15 protein-coding genes are annotated in these 26062 nt (G+C 40.4%); 13 read left to right on the top strand and 2 right to left on the bottom strand.

What is annotated here, in order from left to right:
* Positions 1 to 93 precede the first annotated feature (93 nt).
* The 12 genes from ACVWYN_RS00135 (at position 94) to ACVWYN_RS00080 (ending at position 21898) form a co-directional block, all read left to right on the top strand.
* Positions 94 to 1485 (top strand): undecaprenyl-phosphate glucose phosphotransferase, encoded by a 1392-nt coding sequence (locus ACVWYN_RS00135; RefSeq protein WP_457286787.1) that lies wholly within the window; start codon positions 94 to 96, stop codon positions 1483 to 1485.
* 88 nt (positions 1486 to 1573) lie between these two features.
* A complete protein-coding gene (locus tag ACVWYN_RS00130; RefSeq protein WP_457286786.1) occupies positions 1574 to 6808 on the top strand; it encodes a PKD domain-containing protein in 5235 nt (1744 codons plus the stop codon).
* 4 nt (positions 6809 to 6812) lie between these two features.
* Positions 6813 to 7835, top strand: coding sequence for a PorP/SprF family type IX secretion system membrane protein (locus ACVWYN_RS00125; RefSeq protein WP_457286785.1), 1023 nt, complete (start codon positions 6813 to 6815; stop codon positions 7833 to 7835).
* Between the two features lie 145 nt (positions 7836 to 7980).
* On the top strand, positions 7981 to 10293 hold the full coding sequence (locus tag ACVWYN_RS00120; RefSeq protein ID WP_457286784.1) for a GH92 family glycosyl hydrolase: 2313 nt from the start codon (positions 7981 to 7983) through the stop codon (positions 10291 to 10293).
* A gap of 8 nt (positions 10294 to 10301) precedes the next feature.
* Positions 10302 to 11429: a glycoside hydrolase family 130 protein gene (locus ACVWYN_RS00115; protein WP_457286783.1), complete on the top strand. Its 1128-nt coding sequence runs from the start codon at positions 10302 to 10304 to the stop codon at positions 11427 to 11429.
* A 106-nt stretch (positions 11430 to 11535) separates the two neighbouring features.
* Positions 11536 to 12405 carry a sugar phosphate isomerase/epimerase family protein gene (locus ACVWYN_RS00110; protein WP_457286782.1) on the top strand — a complete coding sequence of 290 codons (870 nt, stop codon included), beginning with the start codon at positions 11536 to 11538 and terminating at the stop codon, positions 12403 to 12405.
* A 5-nt stretch (positions 12406 to 12410) separates the two neighbouring features.
* A complete protein-coding gene (locus tag ACVWYN_RS00105) occupies positions 12411 to 15089 on the top strand; it encodes a PQQ-dependent sugar dehydrogenase (RefSeq protein ID WP_457286781.1) in 2679 nt (892 codons plus the stop codon).
* Positions 15090 to 15248: 159 nt separating this feature from the next.
* Positions 15249 to 16640, top strand: a complete 1392-nt coding sequence (locus ACVWYN_RS00100; protein WP_457286780.1) for an undecaprenyl-phosphate glucose phosphotransferase — start codon at positions 15249 to 15251, stop codon at positions 16638 to 16640.
* A gap of 139 nt (positions 16641 to 16779) precedes the next feature.
* Entirely contained in the window at positions 16780 to 18174 is a 1395-nt protein-coding gene (locus ACVWYN_RS00095) for an undecaprenyl-phosphate glucose phosphotransferase (RefSeq protein WP_457286779.1), read from the top strand.
* Between the two features lie 189 nt (positions 18175 to 18363).
* Positions 18364 to 19065 carry a hypothetical protein gene (locus ACVWYN_RS00090; protein ID WP_457286778.1) on the top strand — a complete coding sequence of 234 codons (702 nt, stop codon included), beginning with the start codon at positions 18364 to 18366 and terminating at the stop codon, positions 19063 to 19065.
* 28 nt (positions 19066 to 19093) lie between these two features.
* A complete protein-coding gene (locus tag ACVWYN_RS00085; RefSeq protein WP_457286777.1) occupies positions 19094 to 20725 on the top strand; it encodes a hypothetical protein in 1632 nt (543 codons plus the stop codon).
* Positions 20726 to 20911: 186 nt separating this feature from the next.
* Positions 20912 to 21898 carry a glycosyl hydrolase gene (locus ACVWYN_RS00080; protein WP_457286776.1) on the top strand — a complete coding sequence of 329 codons (987 nt, stop codon included), beginning with the start codon at positions 20912 to 20914 and terminating at the stop codon, positions 21896 to 21898.
* A gap of 73 nt (positions 21899 to 21971) precedes the next feature.
* On the opposite strand, the gene ACVWYN_RS00075 is transcribed toward ACVWYN_RS00080, so the two are convergent.
* A complete protein-coding gene (locus ACVWYN_RS00075) occupies positions 21972 to 22847 on the bottom strand; it encodes an AraC family transcriptional regulator (protein ID WP_457286775.1) in 876 nt (291 codons plus the stop codon).
* Positions 22848 to 23082: 235 nt separating this feature from the next.
* On the opposite strand from ACVWYN_RS00075, the gene ACVWYN_RS00070 reads away from it, so the two are divergent.
* Entirely contained in the window at positions 23083 to 23994 is a 912-nt protein-coding gene (locus tag ACVWYN_RS00070; protein WP_457286774.1) for a nucleotidyltransferase family protein, read from the top strand.
* Between the two features lie 52 nt (positions 23995 to 24046).
* Here the strand turns inward: ACVWYN_RS00070 and dxs are convergent, their stop codons facing one another.
* Positions 24047 to 25975 carry a 1-deoxy-D-xylulose-5-phosphate synthase gene (gene dxs, locus ACVWYN_RS00065; RefSeq protein WP_457286773.1) on the bottom strand — a complete coding sequence of 643 codons (1929 nt, stop codon included), beginning with the start codon at positions 25973 to 25975 and terminating at the stop codon, positions 24047 to 24049.
* Positions 25976 to 26062 lie beyond the last annotated feature (87 nt).

Genomic DNA, 26062 nt, shown 5'->3' with positions numbered 1-26062 from the left:
TAACAGTACGTTAAGATAATGAAAAATTTTATTTTATTTTTGATGCCTGATTTTCAGATCACTAGAAATAAATACTATATTTGACATCACTATATGCAAACCCGTTACCTCTACATTTTAAAGTACGTTTTACCGATTACAGATCTCCTGATGCTAAACCTGGTTTACTGGGGTTCTTATCACGTTACAGGTTATTTTGGAAAATGGGTTTCTTATCCGCTATTCCAGCAATATGCAGTGATCTGTAATTTGCTTTGGTTGTTTAACGCTCTTTTCTTTGGTTTATATTCTGAATTTAGTGCAAGAAAGCTGGAGCGCATCTACAGGGGTACCTGGAGAAGTATTCTTTCTCACTTTGTGTTGTTTTCCCTTTACCTGCTTTACGAACGTGACGCAGAGTTTTCACGCACTTTTATTTTGGTTTTTTACCTCATGCTTACCTTCGCCTTTGCGTTAAACCGATTTATTGGAACTGTATTGCAATTTGTGGTAATCAATAAGATGGATGCCACCCATAAAGTTGCGGTGATGGGTATGAACCCTACAGGAAAACGCCTTGCTGAGTATTTTAAAAGACAGCGTAACATCAGTTTCTACGGTTTTATAGGCAATAATGACAACGGTTATAATTACCAGACCGGACTACTATCTGAAGTGGCAGTGGCCGAAATGGAGGCTGCAGCAAATGATGGTGTGACTGAAATGTATGTTTCTGTACCGCCAGAGCGTATGGGCAAGATTCATGTTCTGGTACGTGAGGCTGATAAATATTGCTTGCGGATTAAACTGGTTCCGGATATTGCAGGCTCATTAAAGGTGCCTTATGTAATCGATTATATTGGTAAAGAATTTCCGGTGATTAAACTGCGCCATGAACCATTGGAAGATATTGGCAATCGCTTTAAAAAGCGTGCATTTGATATAGTCTTCAGCACACTGGTAATCGTCTTTATATTGAGTTGGCTATTTCCCATCATTGCCATCATCATTAAAATACAAAGTAAAGGCCCCGTATTATTTAAGCAGCTTCGCAGCGGCAGAAATGATGAGCCTTTTTGGTGCTATAAATTCAGGAGCATGCGCGTGAATGCAGCCAGTGATAAGGTGCAGGCAACCAAAGGCGACAATCGCATTTTTCCTTTTGGTCAGTTTTTACGTAAAAGTAGTCTGGATGAGTTGCCGCAATTTTTTAATGTACTCTTTGGTGAAATGAGCGTTGTTGGTCCGCGTCCGCACATGTTAAGTCACACAGAAGAATACAAAGCCATCATCAATCAATTTATGGTGAGACATTATACCAAACCGGGTATTACTGGCTGGGCCCAGGTAAATGGCTTTAGGGGAGAGACTAAAGAGAATATTGCGATGGAGAACCGAGTTCGCCATGACATCTGGTACCTGGAGAATTGGACAGGAAACCTGGACGTAAAGATCGTTTTCATGACGGTGATCAATATTGTAAGAGGAGAGGCCAACGCCTACTAGCGCAAATAAACATTTGTTGTGTAATATATTTGCGTATAATTCAGAATATTATATATTTTTGAAATGGAAATCCCTCTTTCTCTAAAATATGCTGAAACGTTTACCCGTTCTCACAATTGTCTTGTTTTTTTTGGGTATAGCAAATGTATTTGCTCAGGGAATTATTATAACTACCGTTGATCCTGGGCCTTATACTCCTGGGTCTTCTATAGCGGCATTGTTTACTGGGTCAATCACCACCAATTTAAGACCAGATAACAAATTTGAGCTCTGGCTTTCTGATGCCAATGGTAATTTTGCAACGGAATCAAGAATTGGAGTGTTCAATGGGTTTTATGGGACTTACGTAAATGGGGTGATTCCATTGACAACCGTACCCGGATCGGGTTATCGTCTGAGGATTAAAACTTCAAGTCCGGTAAGTATCAGTTCCAATACCTCAGCTCCTTTCTTTATCAATGCGGGAGGTGTTGTTAAAGCAAAGATCACGGTGCCCAGTAATAAGATTATTTCTGCAGCAGACAATATTCTGGGTTCTTGTACTACTTCCGGTCGCGCAAACAATAATTTTAACTTTACGAACGAATCTACCGCTACAAGCTCAGTATCGGCAAGTTCAATTAATGAATCTACCGGAGGACCGGCTGCTTCGTTTGATTTTTCAGGTGGGGTAATCAGAACTTTTACAGCTGTACAAACTACCAACTACACCGTTTTTGCAAAAGCCCTGATGCCAGATGGCAGGGTGGCTACGCAGGCCTACATGTTGGTTAACAATAGGGCCATTACTGCTTTTGGTACTACGGGTACTAGCGATCTTTGCCTGGGTGGCCCGCCGCTTGAGTTTAATGTTATTGTTAATGGGTCTGATGGTATTATCAACAATTATCCGGGAAATACCTATAGAGTAAACTGGGGAGACAACAAGGAAAATGTGTATACGTTGCTAGACATTACTTCCAATAACAATAAAGTTGCCCACAATTACACTGGAACAGCCTGTGGTAGTGCCATTAACCTGGGGAGTACGACGATCTATAATGCTTTTGGGATTAGCATTTTTGCCCAGAATGAATATTGTGGTACAGTGGGTACACCAATTTCTACCACTGCTAAAGTGAGTTTGAAGCCGGTAAATGGCTTTAGCATTTCAGAGACAACTTGTTTGAATACCCTGACTGAGTTTACCAATACTTCTGATTTGGGTGAAACCCCAGAAACAAACGGTCGCGGTTGCCAACCCAATGATGCCACCTTTACCTGGTATATAGACGGTAATGTTGTACCAGGTGCGATAGATAAACCCAAATCCTTTAAGCTGAGTTATAATTTTACTACGCCAGGAAACCACACGATAACTTTGGAAGCAAGTTCTACAGCGCCTTGTCCGCCAGATCCGGTATCACAGGTAATCTGTGTGCAAGAGCAAGCCAAACCTTCTTTTACATTAAATGGAGTAAGTACAGATATTGGAATGTGTAGCAATGACGTGCTTACACCAGTTAATACCTCATTTGTGGATAATAGCGGCTGCGGATCAAATACTTATAATTGGGAGATTTTGCCAAATACTTATACGCTGCTAGGAGGAACTACTGTTAATAGTCCTGCTCCGCAAATCAAATTTGCTGTGTCTGGAGAATATACAATACGACTGATTATCAATGCATCAAAATGCGGAGAGGTTGCCACACCAATACAAAATGTGCGGGTCAGCTCAATCCCTACTGCAACTTTATCGCCGAATAAAACCTTGTGTAATTACGGAACCTATAACTTTAATGAGACGGGAGGAATTACAAAAACTGTGATAACCGGTACGCCAGTTTCTGCACAACAGGCAGATACTTATGCCTGGACGGTTGATGGTAGCGCAGCTGATTATGCTTTTGTAAATGGAACAACCGCTGCTTCAAGATATCCAAGCATTCAGTTTAAAGCTTTCCGGACTTTTACAATTACGGTAAAACATAAAAATGGATGTAATGAAGTAACCGCAAATCAGGTATTAACTTTTAACCCTTCGCCTATAGTATTGGCTGGTGGTGGTGTGCAAGTCTGTTACGATGGGGATGCACAGTTACATGCCGCTCTAGTACCAGGTTATACTCCGGTGTGGGTTGGCGGTGGTGGTATTTTTACTCCAGATAGAAATTCTAAGGATGCAATTTATTCACCAACGGTTGCCGAGCGTAATGCTGGTAGCGTTGCTTTAAGCTGGCAGATTACAACCAATTTGCCGGCCCCTTGTAACACGGTGGAAGATATTGCTTTGGTAAGTATTAAGCCCGTAAATAAGCTAACCAGTGTCAATAAGTTAAGTGTTTGTTCTGGAACGAAATTGAGCTATAAGCCAATAAGTACGGTTACAGGCAGTACTTTTACATGGACTGTGGTAGGTACAACTGGAGGCGTAACTGGCGCAAACATTGGTTCGGGCACAACGATTACTGATCTTCTCGCCTTGCCTTTAAATTCATCAGCTAGTGGGACCGTGACTTATCGCATTAACCCCATTTCAGGAAATTGTACGGGGATTCCGATGGACCTTATTGTTACTGTAACACCAACTCCAGTATTGACAGCTATTGCTGCAAAACTTTCCATATGTACCCGCGATGCAGTAAGTATTGCCATCAGCAATAATCTTCCTGTAGCTGATGATGTAAAATATGTGTATTCGAGTTCGGTATCTAGACCTGAAATTACGGGAAATACCACATTGGCAACCCCTGCCATGATATCTGCTATTGATGATATATTGATCAATACTGGTACAGTAGCAGGAACGGTAACCTATACCATCACGCCTATGGCGGGATCGGGCTGTCCGGGTGCATCAAAGGTGATCGTTATTACTGTAAATCCACAAGGGTCTGTTGCCAATGCAGGTGCTGATGAGACCATTTGCAGTAATGTGGCTTACCCACTTGAGGCCAATGTGCCAGCGAATAATGAGACCGGGAAATGGACAGTTACCTCCGGACAAACCGTAACATTTGCGGATGCAACCAAATACAATTCATTGGTATCAGGGCTGCTTGGCGGCCAATCTTATACTTTTAAATGGACCATTACCACTGCTGCGGGTTGTTTTACTACGGATGACGTGATTATAACCAATCTTCTTCCGCTTGGAAATATTAATATCACGGCAAGTACTGCTCCGGTTTGTAAAGGTCAGGAAGTAACTGTAACCGGCCAAATGCCTACTGGTGGAAATGGTTTATATACCTACAGCTGGGAAAGTAGTACAGATAATGGTGCCAACTGGAAGTTGATGCCAGATGAGATCAGTAAGGATCTGGTGGTTAATGTGGTAGCAACAACTGCTTACCGTAGAATTACCCATGGAGGAATATGTGTTTTATTTAGTAACGAAGTTAAGATCACGATGTATGATTTGCTGGCGAACAATACCATCAGCACAGCTCAAAGCATCTGCCTGGGCCTCACCGCAGCGCCTTTAACTGGTAGTTTACCAACGGGTGGGGATGGAGTTTATTATTATCAATGGCAGCAAAGTGTAGATGGCGGAACGAGCTGGACAAATATTAGTGGAGCCACTAATTCTGATTATTCCCCGACTACAGTTTCCGTCACCATGAAGTATAGAAGAATTGTAAAAACAACGATATGTACCGGATATGCCGAGCTGGCCAGCAATGAAGTTACCGTGGAGATCAAGCCGCATGCAAAGGCAGAATTTACGGTTGTTAGTCAGGAAGAATGTGCCCCTTTTGCTATAGATGCATTTAATATTAAAGCCGTTTCCTACAGCGACAGGAATGCAATATACACCTGGTACTCAAAAACGGGCAATGGACCTGATGTACTGATTGGTACAGGTATTAATTTCCCTGGTTATACGATAGCTACGGAAGACACTTTTGTAACCATAAAATTAGTAGTAACAAGCAGCAGGGGTTGTAATATAGACCAGACTGCTCACACTTTTAACACGCTAAAGAATGTGCATGCCAGCTATACGCAGGACAAGATTTCTGGCTGCGGACCGTTACTGGTTAATTTTACCAATACGTCTAATATTACTGCAGGTGTTAATTTTAAGTGGGACTTTGGAAATGGGCAAACTGCTACAGATGCCGATCCAGGTATAGTTAATTTTGCCGCCGATCCTACCGGAAAAGATAGGGTGTATGTGGTTACTTTGAATGCGAGTACTGCCTGCGGAGCCAGTCAGGTATTTACCAGTAGTGTAACTGTCAGATCTACACCGATTTCTATTTTCTCGCCGGGCAGTACTTTGGGTTGCGCGCCATTGGGAGTAACTTTTGTAAATACCTCACCGGAGTCTACCGGTACAAGTTACACTTACGATTGGGGTGATGGTACCGTCGCGCAAACTTTTAATGACAATGCTGATGTGGTACATACCTATAGCGCAGTAGTGAAGACTACCCTTTATGTGGTGAAAATGACTGCTAAAAATGAATGCGGCGAAAATACTTCCGAGCATACCATTAGCATTGCGCCTAATACTATAATAGCCGAACTGGTTGTGGACGCGAAAGATAAACAGGGCTGTGCACCGTTGTTAGTTCATTTTTCTAACAATAGTGGGAATGCCATATCTTATATGTATGATTTTGGAGACGGCACTACACAAACATCCACTACCTCGCCTGAGAAGATTAGTCATACTTTTATACAGCCAGGAACGTATGTTGTAAAGCTTACGGCGATGAACAATTGCACATCAACCACAACTACGGAAAGCATTACCGTTTTTGAGCAGCCGGACACGCGTTTTACAATTGATAAGACCGTTGGTTACCCGGGATTGAAATTTCAGTTTAACAACACCACAATTGGGGGTATAAAATATCTCTGGGATTTTGGTGACGGGACAACTTCTGCAGAGGTTAACCCAAGTCATTCTTACGGCCAAACAGGCACCTTCAAAGTTATTTTAACGGCTAGCAATGTGGCCGGTTGTCCTTCGTCTTATACAATTGATGTACTGGTTGACGGAGAGCCAGGTACACTATTTGTACCCAATTCATTTATTCCATCAAGCGAAGACCCACAATTCCGTGAGTTTAAAGCCAAAGGGACAGGAATTGCCAACTGGAGAATGAGCATTTTTGATAAATGGGGTGCGTTATTGTGGCAAACAACCAGATTAGATGAGGGCAAGCCGGTAGAAGGTTGGGATGGAACCTATAAAGGACAAAAAATGCCACAGGGCGTTTACTATTGGAAGATAGACCTGCAGCTAAGAAATGGCACAGAATGGAAAGGTGTAACACTGAATGCAACAGCACCTAAAAGAACAGGAACCATAAACTTGATCAGGTAAAACGATGGGAAGATTTAACAGGTTATTTTTATTGTTTTGCATGATATGCTTTAAAGGGCTTGCTCAGGACCATATTTATTCTCAATTCTACAATGCACCACTTTATTTAAACCCGGCCTTGACAGGACAGTTTAAGGGCGACATTAGGATGAACATGATTTACAGGAACCAATGGTCCGGTTTGGGAGGCGATCTTTCTTACCTGAGCGCATCAGCTGATCTAAATATTCCTCAGTTTGGCGGTGGTGTGGGCTTGCAATTTACAAGAAGCAGCGAAGGCGTTGCCTTTTTAAGAAAAAATAATATTGCTGCAACCTATTCCTATAGCGTTGGAGGGGATGATTTTGTAACTTCTTTTGGTATACAGGCGGGTTTTACCAACAGGCAGATTGATTTAGATAAATTGGTTTTTTCTGACCAGATTGATATGAATACCGGTTTTATACCAGGGAGTAGTACTGCTGCGCAACTGCCTGATGTTTCCAGTCGTTTTTACTTTGATGCGGCAACAGGAATAAACGTAGTGTTCCGTAATTTTATGGCAGGAGCTTCTGTTTACCACATCAATAAGCCAGACGAGAGCTTTACCAATGTGCAGTCCAAGTTGCCTGTTCGCATTGTTGCCAATGCCAGTTTGAGGTTTACCCTTGTTCCTCAGTATGAATATTATTATGACGATGGGATTTATGTGATACCATCGGTGGTATATTACCAGCAGGCTTCATCCCGCTCGGTCAGTTTGGGTGCACAGTTTAAATACAAAAGCCTGAACACTGGATTATGGTACCGTACCAATGGCCAGAATACACCCGATGCGCTTGTGATTTCTTTTATATTCGACATCTTTAAAAGTGAAAAAAATGGCGAGAAGCTTAGAATAGGGATTAGTCACGATGCAACTACTTCTAAAATAAACTATACCAATACCAGCGGAAGCACAGAAGCAAGCATCGGTTATGAGAAATATTTTCCGGGAAGCTCGACCTATAATAAGTTTAACGGACTGAGAAGCTACGATTTCTATTAGAATTTTTACATTCCTTAAAACTTGATGGCAGATTTTGTGTAAAAACAATGTGTAATTTGTTGTATTTTGAAATACATATTGCTATGTTTATAGTGTATTAATTACACTATCGTATTTGGTACAACCGAATTTTTAACCAAATATAATGACCTATCCTAAATTTTTAATCGGATTAGTGACTATTGCTGCACTTGCAGCTTTTACCATGCCCGATATAAAAACTCCTGCAGATTATGTGAACCCAATGATAGGGGCAAGCACCAGTGAAAAGGCTGCTGGCTCTTTACATGGTTTAGGTAAGACTTTTCCTGGTGCTACTACACCTTATGGCATGGTGCAGGTTAGTCCGAATACAATTACCGGTGGTGATAACGGATCAGGCTATAGCAGCGAACATAGCACAATAGAAGGTTTTGCCTTTACACAAATGAGCGGTATTGGATGGTACGGTGATCTTGGTAATTTTTTAGTGATGCCAACAACAGGTAAACTATTTACCGCATCCGGCAGTCCCGATCATCGGGAACCGGGCTACCGTTCTGGCTACGATAAAGCTTCTGAAAAGGCAAGTGCTGGTTATTACGCTGTGATGTTGACAGACAACCACATCAAGGCGGAAGCTACAGCAGCGCGTAGAAGCGGTATGTTGCGGTTCACCTTTCCTCAAAATAAGCAATCCAGAATTCAGATTGACCTGGCCAGACGCGTTGGTGGCACATCTTCCATACAATCCGTAAAAGTAATTGGCAACAACGCCATTGAAGGTTATATGAAATGTACGCCTGAGGGTGGTGGCTGGGGAAATGGTGATGGAAAAGCAGATTATACCGTTTATTTTTATGCAGAATTTAGCAAGCCCCTTAAAAAGTATGGGGTATGGTCGGCCAATATCCCATCCGATTGGAGCAGGAAGCGTGAAGATGTGACAAGTGATAAATACCAGATGCTGATTGCGAATGCCAAAGTAATTGATATGGCAAAAGAACAGGAAGGAAAGCACCTTGGCTTTTACACCGAATTTGAAACAGCGAAAGACGAACAGGTTTTGGTAAAATCAGGCATATCATTCGTTAGCATTGCTGGTGCGAAAAACAATTTACATACAGATATTAAAGATTGGGATTTTGATAAAGTAAGGGCTGATGCAAAAGTGCTGTGGAATGCTTCGCTTTCAAAAATAAAGATTGAGGGTGGAACGGAAGAAGAAAAAACGGTGTTTTACACAGCCGTGTATCATACTCAAATAGACCCAAGGACCTTTCAGGATGCAGATGGAAACTATTTTGGGGGTGATGGAAAAGTACACCAACCTAAAGGATTTACCAAGCGTACTATTTTTAGTGGCTGGGATGTGTTTAGAAGTCAAATGCCGCTGCAAACGGTAATTAATCCAGCACTGGTAAACGATATGGTTAACTCGCTAATCACACTGGCCGACGAAAAGAATATGGACTATCTGGAGCGCTGGGAATTTTTAAATGCCTATAGCGGTTGCATGATTGGTAATCCTGCCGTTTCTGTAATGGCAGACGCCTATGCAAAAGGGATAAGGAATTTTGATGTGAATAAGGGTTATCAACTAGCCGTTAACAGTGTAGAGAAATTTGGGAATGGAGAAAAAGGCAATGCCGGAGGTATTTCTACCACGCTTGAATATGCCTATTTTGAGTGGTGTGTTTCTGAGCTGGCAAAAGGTTTGGGTAAAACTGCAGATCAGCAAAAATACCTTGCAAGATCAAAGTCCTATCGGAATATATGGGATTCGGAAAAAGGGTGGTTTAGGCCAAAAAATGCCGACGGAAGTTGGGAAGCTTGGCCCAAGAATGGCAGAATGACCCAGGGCTACGGTTCTGTAGAGTCAAATCCTTATCAGCAAGGCTGGTTTGTGCCTCAGGATGTGGATGGCATGATTACTTTGATGGGCGGAAGGCAAAAGACGCTGGCGGACTTGACAAACTTTTTTGATAAGGTACCTGAAGATATGATGTGGAATGATTACTATAATCAAGCCAATGAGCCTGTACACCATGTTCCTTTTCTATTCAATAAATTAGGCGCTCCATGGCTAACACAAAAATGGACCCGCTCGATATGTGCAAAAGCATACCATAATTCTGTATTTGGTTTGGTAGGAAATGAGGACGTAGGACAAATGAGCGCCTGGTATGTGCTTGCGGCAAGTGGTTTCCATCCAATTACTCCTGGCAGCACGAGGTATGAACTGACTAGCCCAGTATTTAACCGCATTGATTTAGTGCTTGACCAAAACTATTATAAAGGCAGGCAGTTTAGTATTATTGCCACAAATAATAGCCCCAAAAATATTTATATCCAGACGGCTAAATTGAACGGAAAACCATATAGCCACTCTTATATTGACCATACAGACATCGTTGCCGGTGGGAAATTGGAACTGGTAATGGGAAGTATACCTAATAAAAGATGGGGGATTAATTAAAGATGATTATGAAAAGAATATTTACATTATTTGCCTTTTTTCTGTTTGTGCAGGTACAGGCGCAGACGCCAATTGCCAAACTGCCAATATGGGCATTAGGTCCTTTTGTTCGACCTGCAGGTGTAAACCCAGTTATATCGCCAAAAGCTGACACGAAATTCTATGACCCGATGCAGGAAAAGGACCTGGATTGGGAAAGTAATGATACTTTTAATCCGGCGGCAACGGTTAAGAACGGCAAGATTTACGTACTGTACAGGGCGGAGGACAAATCAGGCGTAGGTATCGGTCACCGTACCTCCAGAATTGGTCTTGCTGAAAGCAGGGATGGAATTGTGATGTTGCGCAAACCTGCCCCTGTTCTTTTTCCGGGAAAGGATGACCAGAAGGAGTTTGAATGGACAGGTGGCTGTGAAGACCCCAGGGTTGCGGTAACTGAGAATGGAAACTACCTGATTTTATATACACAATGGAACACGAAGGTGCCAAGATTGGGTTCTGCAACATCTAAAGATCTGGTGCACTGGAAAAAGCATGGTCCGATATTTCAGGACGCTTATAACGGAAAGTTTTATAACATTGCCTCTAAATCAGCCTCTGTGTTGACTACATTGAAGAACGGTAAGCTGGTAATCACGAAATTTAAAGGAAAATATTGGTTGTACTGGGGTGAGAACCACGTGTATGCAGCTACTTCTGATAATCTGGTAGATTGGGAGCCCGTGACGGATAGTAACGGAGAACTTAGAATATTGGCTTCTCCAAGAAAGGGTTTCTTTGACAGCAGTCTTACAGAATGCGGCCCACCAGCAATACTAACGGATAAAGGCATTGTGCTGATGTACAATGGCAAGAACAGTGCGGCAGATGGACGTGACCCAAACTACACGGCCAATTCTTATTGCGCCGGACAGATGCTGTTTAGTAAAGCCGATCCGGCGAAATATATAAGCAGGCTTGATCAACCTTTTATGGTCCCTACTGCCTCGTTTGAGAAAAGTGGTCAATACCCTGCGGGAACTGTTTTTATTGAAGGACTGGTGTATTTTAAGAATAAATATATGCTTTATTATGGTTGCGCGGATTCTAGGGTAGCTGTAGCAGTTTTTGATCCTAAGAAAAAAATAGCCAAATAAAACGTATTCTTTTTAATGGCATAGAAAGAAAACGTGTATATTCAATCTGCCAAATTAAAAACAGGAATAATTAAAATTTTAACACAACAATATGAAACCCTTTAACATGAGAACTATTACTAAAATTGGCCTGATAATGCTGGTTGTACTGGGCTTTGCAGCCTGCAAGAGCATGAATTCTGGCACTAAAAAAACAGCTGCACCACACCCTGAAGCCAAATTAGGCTGGAAACTTGGCTCGCAAGCTTACACTTTTCGCTTATTTACATTTTTTGATGCAGTAAGAAAAATTGACAGTTGTGACCTTAGGTATGTAGAGGCTTTTCCAGGACAGGAGATTGGTGGTGGTATTGCCGGTAAAATGGGGCCAGAAATGAACGACGCAACAAGGAAGGCAGTATTGGATAAACTAAAGGCTGCGAATGTAAAACTAATTGCTTTTGGTGTAACTGGTGCAGGGTCTGAAGCAGAATGGGTAAAACTATTTGAGTTTGCAAAAGCGATGGGCATTGAGACCATTACCTCTGAGCCTGAGGAGAAATTCATTCCATTTATTTCTACGCTGTGCGATAAATATGAAATCAACCTGGCAATACACAATCATCCAAACCCATCACATTACTGGAATCCGGAGATCGTATTAAAAGCAATTAAAGGACAAAGCAAACGTATTGGTGCATGTGCTGATATTGGTCACTGGGTGCGTTCTGGTTTAGATCCGGTAGCTTGTTTGAAGTTACTAGACGGACACGTGTTGCATTCGCACATGAAAGACCTTCATGAAAAAGGAATGGGTGGTCATGATGTGCATTGGGGAGAAGGTGTTTCTAACATTCCGGCTGTTATTGCTGAGTTGAAGAGACAGAACTTTAAAGGTGGAATTTCTGCAGAATATGAATACAACTGGGAAAGCAGCAGCCAGGATGTGGCTGCCAGTGTGGTGAATTTCCGTAATATCATAATTAAACAAAATTAAGAACTATGAGCAAGTGGAATTCTTTGAAGCTGCTGACAGCATCTGCGTTGTTACTGGTTTCAGGAAATGGAGTGATGGGGCAGTCGACAGCTAAGCCTGACGATAATCGTTTTACTAAAGTGGTATTGCAGCAAAAGCTGGAGGAGCCTATACAATTCCAGATATTGGATGGCGGTAAAGTATTGTATGCCGAGCGTAAAGGAAAAATGAAGCTATTTGACCCTGCTACTAATAAGATAGAGGTTATTGCTGAATTTTCTGTAAGCAGGGAATACGTGAGCAAGACAGGAGAGCATTCAGAAGGTGAAGATGGCTTGCAAGGTATGATCCTTGATCCTGACTATGCAAAGAATCATTGGATGTATGTTTACTATTCTCCGAAAGAGATTTCCGTTAATCGGTTGTCGAGGTTTACCTGGGCAGGTGGAAAGCTGGATATGAGTACCGAAAAGAAAGTAATGGATGTTGTTACACAACGTGAAGAATGCTGCCATGTGGGCGGAGGGATGCTGTTTGACAAAAACAAGAATTTACTATTGAGTACAGGCGATAATACCTTTTCGCGATCTTCTGATGGGTTTACGCCTATTGATGAGCGCCCGGGAGAATCTCCGCGCGATGCGCAGAAGTCTTCAGGAAATACCAATGATTTGAGGGGTAAGATATTGAGGATACATCCTGAATCTGATGGAAGCTATACCATACCAGAAGGAAATTTATTTCCAAAAGGTACTGCCAAGACCAGGCCTGAAATTTATACAATGGGTAATAGAAATCCATGGAGGTTGACCATTGATTCAAAGACAGGCTGGCTATTTTGGGGTGAAGTTGGGCCAGACGGTTCTAACTCTTCAGAGTTGCGGGGGCCACGTTCTTATGATGAATTTAACATCGCAAAAAAGGCAGGTAATTTTGGCTGGCCGTATTTTAATGGTAAAGAGGCCTATAGGGATTATAACTTTGCAACCAAAGAATCGGGAGAATGGTGGGACCCGATGAAGCCGGTAAACAATTCGCCCAACAATACGGGTTTAAATGTATTGCCACCAGTTGTGAACCCTTTTATATGGTATCCTTATGCAGTTAGTGAAGAATTTCCTGAACTGGGAAGTGGTGGTAGAAGTTCTGTAGGAGGACCGATTTTTCATCATGGAGACTTTAAAAATGCTAAAGGTCTTTTTCCTGCATATTATGAAGGAAAATGGCTGATCACAGACTGGGTTCGCGGATGGATTATGGCAGTTACTTTTGACGAGGATGGTAAATATGTGTCTATGGAAAGGTTTTTGCCAAACCTTCAGTTGCATGGGGCTATTGATATGAAGTTTGGTCCGGATGGAAGTTTGTACGTTTTAGAGTATGGGAATGGCTATTTCAAAGATCTGCCTGAAGCTGAGCTGATTAAAATTGAATATAATGGAGGCAACCGGAAGCCAGCAGTGCAGGTGGCAGCAAATAAAACTGCAGGTGCTTTGCCACTGAGCGTTCAATTATCATCTGCAGGTACAAATGATTCGGATGGTGACCTATTAAAATACGACTGGAAGATTACTAAAGCTGGAGTAATTAAGCAAAGCAGCACTAAAGAAAACCCTTTAATTACGCTAAGCACCGCAGGTGTATATAAGGCAACATTGACTGTTACTGATCCTTCAGGTGCAAAAAATAGCAAATCAGTTGAAATTGTTGCTGGAAACGCAGTGCCGGAAGTTAAGCTTAATTTTACAAAAGGGAATTCCAGTTTTTATTTTCCAGGAAGTACGGTTAACTATGCGGTAAGTGTAAATGATAAAGAAGACGGCAGTTTGGCTAGCAAAAGAATTTTGCCGTCCGCTGTTTCAGTTTCTATCAATTATTTATCAGAAGGTTACGATATGACTGTTGTTGCGCAAAAGCAGAATAATTTTGACGCCTCCGCTCAGTATGAAGTAGCGAAAGGCTTAATCAAAAAGAGTGACTGTAATGCTTGCCACATGTTAAATGCCAAATCACTTGGCCCTGCTTTTACGCAGGTAGCTTTGAAATACAAAGGTAGCAGCACTGCCCAAGCTACATTAGTAAAGAAAATTACCAATGGAGGATCTGGTGTTTGGGGCGATGCAATGATGCCGTCACATACCGGAATGGCATCTTCGGACTTGAATGCTATAGTCAAGTACATTCTAAGCCTGAGCAATACGAAACAGGTTAAGAAAAGCCTTCCTACAGTTGGTGTTTATACTACAAATGTAGAAGCAGGGACAACAAACAAAGGAAGCTTTATTTTTAGAGCTGCCTACCAGGATAAAGGTTCGAAATTAACGCCATCTCAGTTGGGAGAAAGCATTGTTGTATTGCACAATCCAACAGTTTTGGTGAATAATACGGATAGGAATAGCGGAATTGAGTTTAATGGAAACCGTTCTATTGCCAGTTCAAAAAATATTGGAGCCTATTTAGTATTGAGTAATGTTGATCTTACTGGAATAAACAGTATAAGCTTTGTTCCGGGTGATAAGACAGCCTCAGGGACTTTGGAAGTTAGAACAGGTTCTGCAAATGGCCCTTTAATTGGAAAAGCCAATTTAGCTGATGGTAAAAATGCTGTTGCCGAGCTGATTAGTTCTACTGGGAAAAAGGATGTTTACATCGTATTTAATTCAGCTTCTATGAATTTGAAGGAACTTACAATGGTTAATAAGTAGTATTCCTGCCAAATAGCAAAAGTATATAAAGGTGTTTTCATGAAATAGTAGGTTTTCCTGAAAGCATTTTTATATGCTTTTTGTGTTATGGTATCGTTAATGTCGTTCATTTTGAGCAATAATGCGCTATATTTGGAGTAATCCATTTAATTATTAGCTATGCAGACCCGATACCTTTACCTGCTCAGATATATTCTGCCGGTTACAGATGTTTTGATGCTCAATTTAGTATACTTTCTAGCTTATTTCGTGACCAATTATTTTGGAAAGTTCGTTTCCTATGAATTGTTGCAACATTATGTAGTGGTATGTAATCTAATATGGCTGTTTAATGCATTGTTATTTGGTTTGTATACAGAATATGGCGCACGTAGGGTAGAGCGGATTTATCGTGGAACCTGGAGAAGTGTTGTAGTCCATTTCGTGCTATTTTCCTTATACCTGTTGTTTTTGAGGGATAATGAATTTTCAAGATCATTTTTATTGGTTTTCTATGTGATGCTTGCTATTGCATTTGTGATTAACAGGTTTTTGGGTACTGTGATACAGCTGTTGTTGGTTAGGAGGTTTCACGTAACTAAGAAGATAGCTGTGATGGGTAACAATGCGACAGGTAGGCGGATTGCGGCTTATCTAGAAAAGCAACGAAACGTTAATTTTTATGGTTTCATCGCAGATCACCCGGGCGTTTATTCTGCTGAAAATAAAGTAGCAACAGAAATAGCAGTAGCGGAAATGGAGTTGGCTGCAGCCAATGGCGTGCAGGATATGTATGTTTCTATTGCCCCGGAAAAGATGGCGGCGATAAACGATTTAGTTCATGAAGCAGATAAATATTTATTGAGATTAAAATTTATCCCAGATATCGCTGGAACGCTTGCGGCCCCTTATACCATTAATTATATGGGTGGGGAATTTCCCATTATTACACTTCGAAATGAGCCATTGGAAATAATGGGTAATAGATTTAAAAAACGCGCTTTTGATGTTGTTTTTAGTTTATTGGTAATAATTTTTATAATGAGTTGGTTATTTCCACTGATTGCTATACTTATCAAGTTGCAAAGTAAAGGCCCTGTGTTGTTTAAGCAGTTACGCAGTGGACGGAATGATGAGTCCTTTTGGTGTTACAAATTTAGAAGCATGAGGATTAATGTATCCAGTGATTCTAAACAAGCAACAAAGGATGATGATCGGATTACACCTATAGGTAAGTTTTTGAGAAGGACGAGCATTGATGAGTTGCCTCAGTTTTTTAATGTTTTGTATGGAAGTATGAGTGTAGTTGGGCCTAGACCACATATGTTAAGTCATACGGAAGAATATAAAGCAATTATCAGTCAATTTATGGTAAGACATTTTATGAAACCAGGAATTACAGGTTGGGCACAGGTAAATGGATTTAGAGGCGAAACAAAAGAGGATGGTGCCATGGAGAAGCGGGTTGAACATGACATTTATTACTTAGAGAATTGGACAGGTATGATGGATGTTAACATTATTTTCATGACCGTTATTAATATGGTTAGGGGGGAGGATAATGCTTATTAGTGACAAATAAATACCCAGTGCTGGGTATTTATAATTAATCTCTTTTTATCATTTTTGCTAAGAAATAAGTTTAACTTTGAATGTTTGGGTAATTATCAATCGGATAAAGGGGAAATACCAAAACTAACTTAAGTAAAAAATGACGGAAAAGTACGGTGTTTATTACCGAATGATCAGTATTCTTGTGGATCTCGCACTCGTGAATCTAGCTGGTTATTTTGCCTATCTGTTGACATTTTGGCCAGAGGATATGGTAGATATGCATCATATTGGTTTAATGAAAATATTGCTTATCAATTTTATTTGGTTCAATGTTACTCAGATGACGAGATTGTACCATAATATTTTTGCTAAAGATGCCATACCAACAATAAAGCAATCTGTTATTTCTTTTCTACTTTTTGTGTTACTGATTTGTTGTCTTGTGTATCTCATTCCAGATTTTTCTTTAACAAGCAAACTTATTTTATATATGATCCTGTTTTTTTTACCACTATTTTTAGGTGGTAAACTATGCTTTTTGCTGTTGAGAAGGTCTCACAGGTCAAGACTAATTGAATATACAAGGGTGGTAATTGTTGGGGCTGGACCTGTAGGAGTTGAGTTAAGCAATATTATGGAAAGCAAAGTGTCAATGGGATATAGGGTAGTTGGCTTTTTTGATGATAAGCCCGGATTGCAAGTTGGAGATGTCAATATTTTGGGTAAAGTAAGCGATTGTATCTCTTATGTTAAGCAGTACGGCATTAAAGAAGTTTATTGTGCACTGCCCGATAGAGCGATTGTGAAGATAAACAAGTTGATGCGGGAAGCCGATATGGAATTGATTCGCTTTAAACTCGTGCCTGATGTGAAAAATTACTTTAAGAAGGATGTCAATGTAAGTATGCTTGGTCATTTTCCAGTAATTAGTCCCAGGTCAGAGCCATTAGAAAATATGCACAACAAAATAATGAAACGTGCCTTTGATGTTGTTTTCTCATTAATGATAGTTTTTATTGTAATGAGTTGGCTGGTGCCTTTACTGGCATTGCTGATCAAACTGGAATCAAAAGGGCCTGTTTTTTTTAAGCAATGGCGGTCAGGGAAAGATAATAAACCCTTTTGTTGTTGGAAATTTAGGAGTATGCGAATAAATTCTGATTCGGATAGGAAGCAGGCAGTAAAACATGACACTAGAATAACCAGAATTGGTGCGTTTATAAGAAAAACCAGTTTAGATGAATTACCACAATTTTTTAACGTTTTGATGGGCGAAATGTCGGTGGTCGGTCCAAGACCACATATGATTCAGCACACAAATGAGTATTCTGCAATTATAGATCAATTTATGGTTAGACATTTTGTATTACCCGGAATAACGGGATGGGCACAGGTAAGTGGGCACCGAGGAGAAACAATAGAAGATGGTGCTATGGAAGCAAGGGTTGAAGCTGATATATGGTATATGGAAAACTGGTCCATGTTGTTAGACTGTAAGATAGCTTTTTTAACCGTATGGCAAGTTTTGTTCAGTCATAAGAACGCATATTAACTTGAAGTATTTATTAAAAATAAATACAATTATTTTTAATAAATAGCAATGATAATAACATGATTATGATTAACTTAGCGCTAAAATTACAACGATTTAGGTTATTTCGTCGCTTAGAAAATTATTATTAACAATATATAACTAAAAAATTAATAAACAATCAATTCTATACTCTCCAAATCATTAATTATGAAAAGAACAATTACTATTTTGAGCTTGGGCATACTTTTAACGATCTGTTCGCAGGTAAATGCCCAAAGTATCTCCGCAACTGAAGCTGCAGATCGCAGTAAAGTCACCGTTAGCGCAACAATTGCTACACAAGGTGTCGGTTTAGATTTAAAATACGCACCAAAACCTGTTTTTGCTGTACGTGTTGGTGCAAGTATCCTTCCTATTAGTGGCCAGGGTGTTTACAAAGTTAGGTCTGAGCCAACCGATGTAGATTTTGATGCAGATTTTGCAAATGCGCATTTAATGCTTGATTTCCATCCGTTTCTTGCAGAAGAAGGTTTATCCCGCAAAGTAGTAGTTACTGCTGGAGTTGGTTATTTCTGGAAAGCAAAAGGGGATGTTGTAGTTAGCTACCGCGGCACCTATAAGTATGGTGATATCCTAATTCCAAGTGCTGATTTGGGTCAACTGTATGGTGGGGTGAAATGGGATAAGGTTGCACCTTACCTTGGTTTCGGTTTCGAGAATGTATTTCCGAAAAAAGCATTCAACATAGGTTTTGCAGTTGGTACCTATTATATGGGAGAACCTAAAGCAACACTTACGGGAACTAACTATTTGACTTTAAATACAAGTAACCAGGCGCAACTACAGAAAAATATGTCTTATTATCGCTTTTTGCCTGTATTGCAAATCAATTTGAACTTTGGTCTTTAATTTATAATATCTACTTAATAAATAATATATGAAAAATTTTACTAAACTATTCAGCTTTATGATGTTGGTGGGACTGCTGTTTAATAGTTGCAGGAATCCAGCCTACGAAATTAATGTGTTATTTGATGCTGATGTTATCAAATACAAAGCTACCGTGATTGTTAAAGGTGCGAATGGTGAAACCTTGCCTGCACTAACAGTAACTGCTACCGGAACAGATGCAGCAAGCATCTATGATTTTTCTGGAACTAAAGCAATTGGTTCTCCAGCAGGGATTATCACTGTTGGTGTTGAACCGAAATCAGTACCTACTGCTTCAAAAAAAATAAGCTTTAATTTAAGCATCACTGCTTCGGGTTATGAGCCAAAGCTTATCCCTGTTGAAATGGTTGTAAATCAGTTTAGCCAGATCGTTAATGTAACGCTTCTTAAAACTATTGCGCCATCACCTGTTAGTACTGTATTGATAAAGGAAGTTCCTTTGTCTTCAACAGGCGCAACAACAGCAATTACTTCTTTCTCTACACCTACTTCATCTACAGTTAAACAAGTCACTAGCATTACTATTCCTGCCGGTGTTCAATTTAAAGATGCTGCAGGAAATGTATTAGTAGGTAATAGCCTTACTGTTCAGGTTATTAATTTTAATGCCGATGATCCTGCTGCAATAGGTACTTTCCCTGGTGGAAAATTGAGTGCACCTAATGTAGTTGATGCCAATGGAAATACAAGTTCTGCTTTCTTCCTCCCTGCAGCTTATGCAGACGTCAGGATGTTTGTTAATGGTACTGAAGTTAAGAGTTTCAGTTCACCTATTAGTATTTCAATGGAATTGAATCCTGATTTCGTACCACAAGCAACTGGTGTTAAAGTTAAAGCTGGCGATCCGCTATCCGTTTATAGCTACCAGACAACTACTGGTCAATTTAAATATGAAACTGTTTCTAATACGGTATTAGACGCAGCGACTAAACCAGCTACCAATTTCCAAACTAATCACTTAACTGTATTTATTGTTGGAGATGTGATTAAGACTGCAGGTTGCGTAAGTCCAATTGCTACAATATCAGCTCCTTGGTTGCTGAATGGAGCTCAGAGAGTTGTAACTTTTGAAACAGTTGGTAATGACGGATCAGTATTGAGTAGCTATCCAATTGTTATCGGTTCTGGTGCTTCAATTACGCTTCAAGGTTTACCTCCTGTAGCGGTTAATTATGTCATTCGTGACTATGTAGCTCCTTTTGCCGTGTTAGGTGGCGGTAAAATTGACAATTCTTGTGCGGGCGCTGCTTTAACTATCTCAGTAAACAGCCCAGGTACTCCTTTAGACTTTGTATCACTATTATTAAATGTAAACTGTGCCGGTAAGGGTACTATCGTTGTTCCAAACTTCGATTTATTCTTCAAGCCAGCAGGTGCTCCAGATAGCCAATACGTTTTGTTAGGGACTGCAGTGAAAGGTGCATTCAAAACAACTAACCTTAAAATTGGATCTTCTTATGACTTCAAAGCAAACTGGGGTGGTCAAATAAAAGTAGTTAATAACAGACCTATTACTGCTGCTGACATGAGTACAGTTGTTGGTGAAAATGACTTCTTAGGATCTAAGAGTCCTGCATACAACAGAATGTTATTGATTGAGGCTTGCAAAACTCAATAATCAATAGATAAAAAAATGAATTTTAAAGTCCTGGCTTTGTGCCGGGACTTTTTTGTAGATTGGATTTCTGCATTTAGACTATTTTAACTCACATTACTATAGGTTTTTGTTAAAAAGGGATTAAAATACGGCCTGTCATTTCTCTATTTTTGCTTTATTAATTAGTGATATAACCAAGTACTAAACATGAAGAAGAACCTAGGTCTGTGCATTATTTTGACTGTATTGATAATAATAACATCTCCGGTTTTTAGTCAGCAAAATCATTCTGTATTAAAGTTCTTAAACCACATTTCCGGTAAACAAACAGTATTCGGGATCCACAATAGAGAGCCCAATAAGCAACCAGCGACCTGGACAGATGAGGTTTTTAAAGTTACCGGGAAATACCCTGGGTTGTGGAGTGGTGATTTCCTTTTTCAAGCAGATAATATCGCCAATAGGCAAATTATGATTGATGAAGCTGTTAAACAATGGAAAAAAGGCGCATTGGTAAACATCATGTGGCACGCCTGTAATCCTGCCTTGGCGCAGCCTTGCGGATGGGATAAAAATGGCGTGTTGAGCAAAATGACAGATGAGCAATGGAAGGAATTGCTTACAGACGGGAGCACTATTAATGGAAGATGGAAGGGGATGATGGATGAGATTGCCGTCTATTTGCAACAATTGGAAGATAAGAAAGTAGAGGTCTTATTTAGGCCTTTGCATGAAATGAATCAAAGTGTTTTCTGGTGGGGAGGTAGGCCAGGGGTGGATGGAACTAGAAAGTTATATCAGCTTACACATGATTACCTGACTAAGACAAAGGGATTAAATAATTTAATATGGGTTTGGGATATTCAGGATTTTGGAACACTCGCTAACGATGTGATCACTTATAATCCAGGAGGTGCCTACTGGGATGTTGCTGCTCTTGACATTTATGATGACAAGACAGGATTTAGTAAAGAAAAATACGATATCATGGTAAAGGCTGGTTCAGGCAAGCCAATCGCAATTGGAGAATGCCAAACATTGCCTACATTAAGTGTACTAAAAGATCAACCTAAATGGACGTTCTTTATGGGTTGGTCTGAACTTACCTTTAAATTCAATAAAAATGAAGATATTAATACCTTAATTAAATCCAATCAAGTGATTAGTTTAGATGGAATGAAGGGATGGCATTGAGGTTAAAAGATTTCATGCTTTCGCATCTGAAACCGCAGTATTGTAAGTGGATAAATCCAATAAGGTCATTTGGTTATACAAACACCCTTTTGCTCCGGTAATTTTCCCGAAATTCTTTAGGCGTACATCCTTTCTTCTTTTTAAAAGTTCGGTTAAAATTGGCCATGTTGTTAAAGCCGCATTTGTAGGCAATTTCAGCAACAGCATGCGTGGTGTCTATCAGCATGCGGGAAACATGCCCGAGGCGTATCTCGTTCAGGCTATCAATAAAAGTATAGCCGGTGCGCTGCTTAATAAAGCGACTAAAAGATGCATTAGGCATGCCGGCAATTTTAGCCACTTCAGTTAGCGTAATGGCGGCACTAAAATGCGCATTCATAAAGTCGAACACCTTCACTATCCTCCCGCTATTGTAATTGTATTCCTCTTTTGTAAAGTTTGGGTCAGACAGCATTTTGCTGTTTCCGGAGATGGACAGGTCGTGCAAGATGGACATCAATTCAAGTATAGAGGCAAAGCCGCTTTGAGTGGCCAGGTTTAACAATCTCGGGGCGATGAGACTGGCTGTTTCTTGTGAAAAAAGAACACCTCTTTTTGCGTTTTCAAACATACTCCTGATGTTGGAGAGTTGATTTCTCTTCAAGAACTTTTCATCAAAAAGATCCCAATGAAATTGCAAGGTCACTTCCCTGATGGTTTTGCTTTTACATTTGTGGTTTAGCCAGCCGTGCGAAAGGTTAGATCCTAATAAAACCAATTCCATGTCATCGATCTCACCAATATGATCGCCCACAATTCTTCTGGCTCCTGCACCTATGATGATGAGGTTAAGCTCCATTTCTTCATGGTTATGCAATGGGGAATCAAACGCCTTTAATTCTCTGGAAAATATGGTAAAACAGTCGCTTTCCGTTAAAGGCGTAATTTCACGAATCAGTTGCTTTGGCATATTAACGCTATTGTGAAGGCAATTTAATTAAAATAGTATTATCACCATTGCAAGGCAATTTAGATTTGAATGAAAGAGTGAAATATGTCGGTCTTTGAAAGTGCCCATATCATAACATCAAGCGCTTATATAGCCCTAGTAAAACACTGGTATAAAGCGCTTTTTTGTCGCCCATAACTACTTTTATTCCGATAAACCCCATATATTTAACTCGTAAATTAAAAAACCCGTAAAAATGTCTGAAATGAAGCCCTCTTTAGTAATCTTAGCAGCCGGAATGGCAAGCCGTTATGGCGGAAATAAACAAACAGAATCTTTTGGCCCTTCAGGAGAAACCATTATGGAGTATTCCATTTACGACGCCATTAAGGTAGGCTTCGGTAAGGTAATCTTCATAATCAGAGAAGAATTTGCTGAGTCCTTTAAAGCAGCTATTGAGCCAAAGTTAAAAGGAAAGATTGAGCTTGACTATGTATATCAAAGCCTTGATAAATTTAGCGGAGGCCGAAGCATACCGGTAGAAAGAACAAAGCCATTCGGTACGCAGCATGCATTGTTGTGCACTAAAGATTCACTTGATGCGCCTTTTGCTGTAATCAACGCAGATGATTTTTATGGCTTTGAAGCATTCCAGCTGGCTTACGAATTCCTAACTACAGCAGCAGCAGATGGTAAGTATGCAAGTTTGGGCTATGAATTAAAGAATACATTGAGCGATAACGGATCAGTAACCCGTGGCGAGATTAGCGTAGACGGTTCTGGTAATGTAACTGGCATCATTGAAAGAAAAGAGATTTTTAAACAAGACGGAAAAGCCATTACCAAAGAAGGAGAGGTGGAAAAGGAATTGCCTTTAGATACCAAGGTAAGCATGAACTTTTTCTGTTTTACACCTGCGTTTGTAAATTGGAGTGAAGGAGAGTATTATAAATTCCTGGATGCTAATTTAAACAAAGACCTTAAAGCAGAGTTCCTGATTCCAGAAGTAGCAGATACTTTGATCAACTCTGGTAATGGAGTAGTTAAAATGATTCCAACTAAAGCAAAATGGTTTGGTGTTACCTTTAAAGAAGATGCACCTGTGGTAAAGGCGCAATTGCAAAAATTAACAGAAGAAGGAGTTTATCCATCTAATTTATGGGCCTAGCCTAAATATTTTCAGGCCATGCAGCAAAAAAATCTGCATGGCTACTTTTTGTCTAAGAAGCCATTGTTTTTGTAGTTCTGCTTACTGCAGATTTGCGTACAGCATTGATGATGGCATTGGTGTCGTAATTGCACAATGCCCAAAGCTCTGCCTGTTCACCATGTTCAATAAACTCATCTGGAATTCCCAGTCGGTTTACTTGAAGACTATAATTGTTGTTGGCCATAAATTCAAGTACTGCGCTACCCATTCCGCCCTGTAAACAGCCATCTTCTACGGTAATAATGGTTTTATAACGTTTGCACACATCGTGTAATAATACTTCGTCTATAGGCTTTACAAAACGTAAATCGAAATGCGCAGGGTGGATGCCTTCGCTATTTAATTCTTTACAAGCTTGTACAGCAAAATTACCTACGTTTCCAATGGTAAGAATAGCTACGTCTTCACCGTCACATATCTTCCGTCCCTTACCAACTTCTATAGCTTTAAAAGGGCGTTTCCAATCGGTCATCACCCCACTACCTCTCGGGTATCGTATAACAAATGGACCCATGTTTTCCTGCTGCGCAGTATACATCAGGTTACGCAGCTCCTCCTCGTTCATAGGAGCAGAAACGGTCATGTGTGGAATGCAGCGCATAAATGCCAGGTCATAAGCACCGTGATGTGTGGCGCCATCAGCACCCGCAAGTCCGGCACGGTCTAAACAAAATACCACATTTAAGTTCTGTATGGCTACATCATGTATCACCTGATCATAGGCCCGCTGCATAAAACTGGAGTAGATGTTACAGAAAGGAACTAGTCCCTGCGTGGCCAAGCCTGCAGAAAATGTTACAGCATGTTGCTCGGCAATACCCACGTCAAAAGCACGTTCAGGCATGGCTTTCATCATGATGTTCATAGAAGAGCCAGAAGGCATAGCAGGGGTAATCCCTACAATTTTTTTATTCTCTTCGGCAAGTTCAACTAGGGTATGACCAAAAACATCCTGATATTTAGGAGGCTGCGGTTTATCACTAACTGATTTTTTAATCTCACCTGTTATCTTATCAAATAGCCCAGGCGCATGCCATTTGGTTTGGTCTTTTTCAGCTAGGGCAAAACCCTTACCTTTAACCGTAACGCAATGCAAAAGCTTTGGGCCCGGAATGTCTTTAAGCTCCCTGATGATTTGTGCCAGTCGCACTACATCGTGCCCGTCCACCGGTCCGAAATACCTAAAGTTAAGCGCCTCAAACAAATTGCTTTGCTTAAGTAAGGTCCCCTTTATGCTTTTCTCAATTTTCTTAACAAATTTATGCGCATTAGGTCCAAGCTCAGAAAGTTTGATCAGCACACTTGAAATATCATCCCTAAAACGGTTGTAAGATTTTGAGATGGTGATGCTGGTTAAATATTCCTTCAATGCCCCCACGTTAGGATCGATGGACATACAATTGTCGTTCAATATCACCAACAGGTTAGAATCTTCAATGCCTGCGTGGTTTAAACCCTCAAAAGCAAGACCGGCTGTCATTGCGCCATCACCAATAACTGCAACATGCTGACGGTCCGTTTCTCCTTTATAATGCGAAGCTACAGCCATCCCTAATGCAGCAGAAATAGAAGTAGAAGAGTGGCCTACACCAAAGGTATCGTACTCGCTTTCGCTGATCTTTGGAAAGCCACTAATGCCATTAAGGATTCTATTGGTATGGAACCTGGATTTACGACCGGTTAAAATCTTGTGACCATAAGCCTGGTGGCCTACATCCCAAACCAGCTTATCGTAAGGTGTGTTTAATACATAATGCAAGGCAACTGTAAGCTCCACTACGCCTAAACTGGCACCGAAATGGCCTCCGTTTACGCTTACCACATCAATAATGTACTGACGAAGTTCCTGGCATATTTGTTCCAGATCCTGTTCAGTATACTGCTTCAAATCAGCAGGGTAATTGATGTTGGGTAAAAATGGACCGTTGGTGTCTTCCATGCAGCATTTATCGAATAGAACTACAAAGTAAGGTATTTTGTTGCCAAATTAAGAAGGAAAATCATTAATTTTACAAAAATATACTTT

The sequence above is a fragment of the Pedobacter sp. UYP24 genome (genome assembly GCF_054057295.1).
The sequence above is the reverse complement of the archived record's forward strand: the minus strand, read 5'-3'. Positions and strand labels throughout refer to the sequence as shown.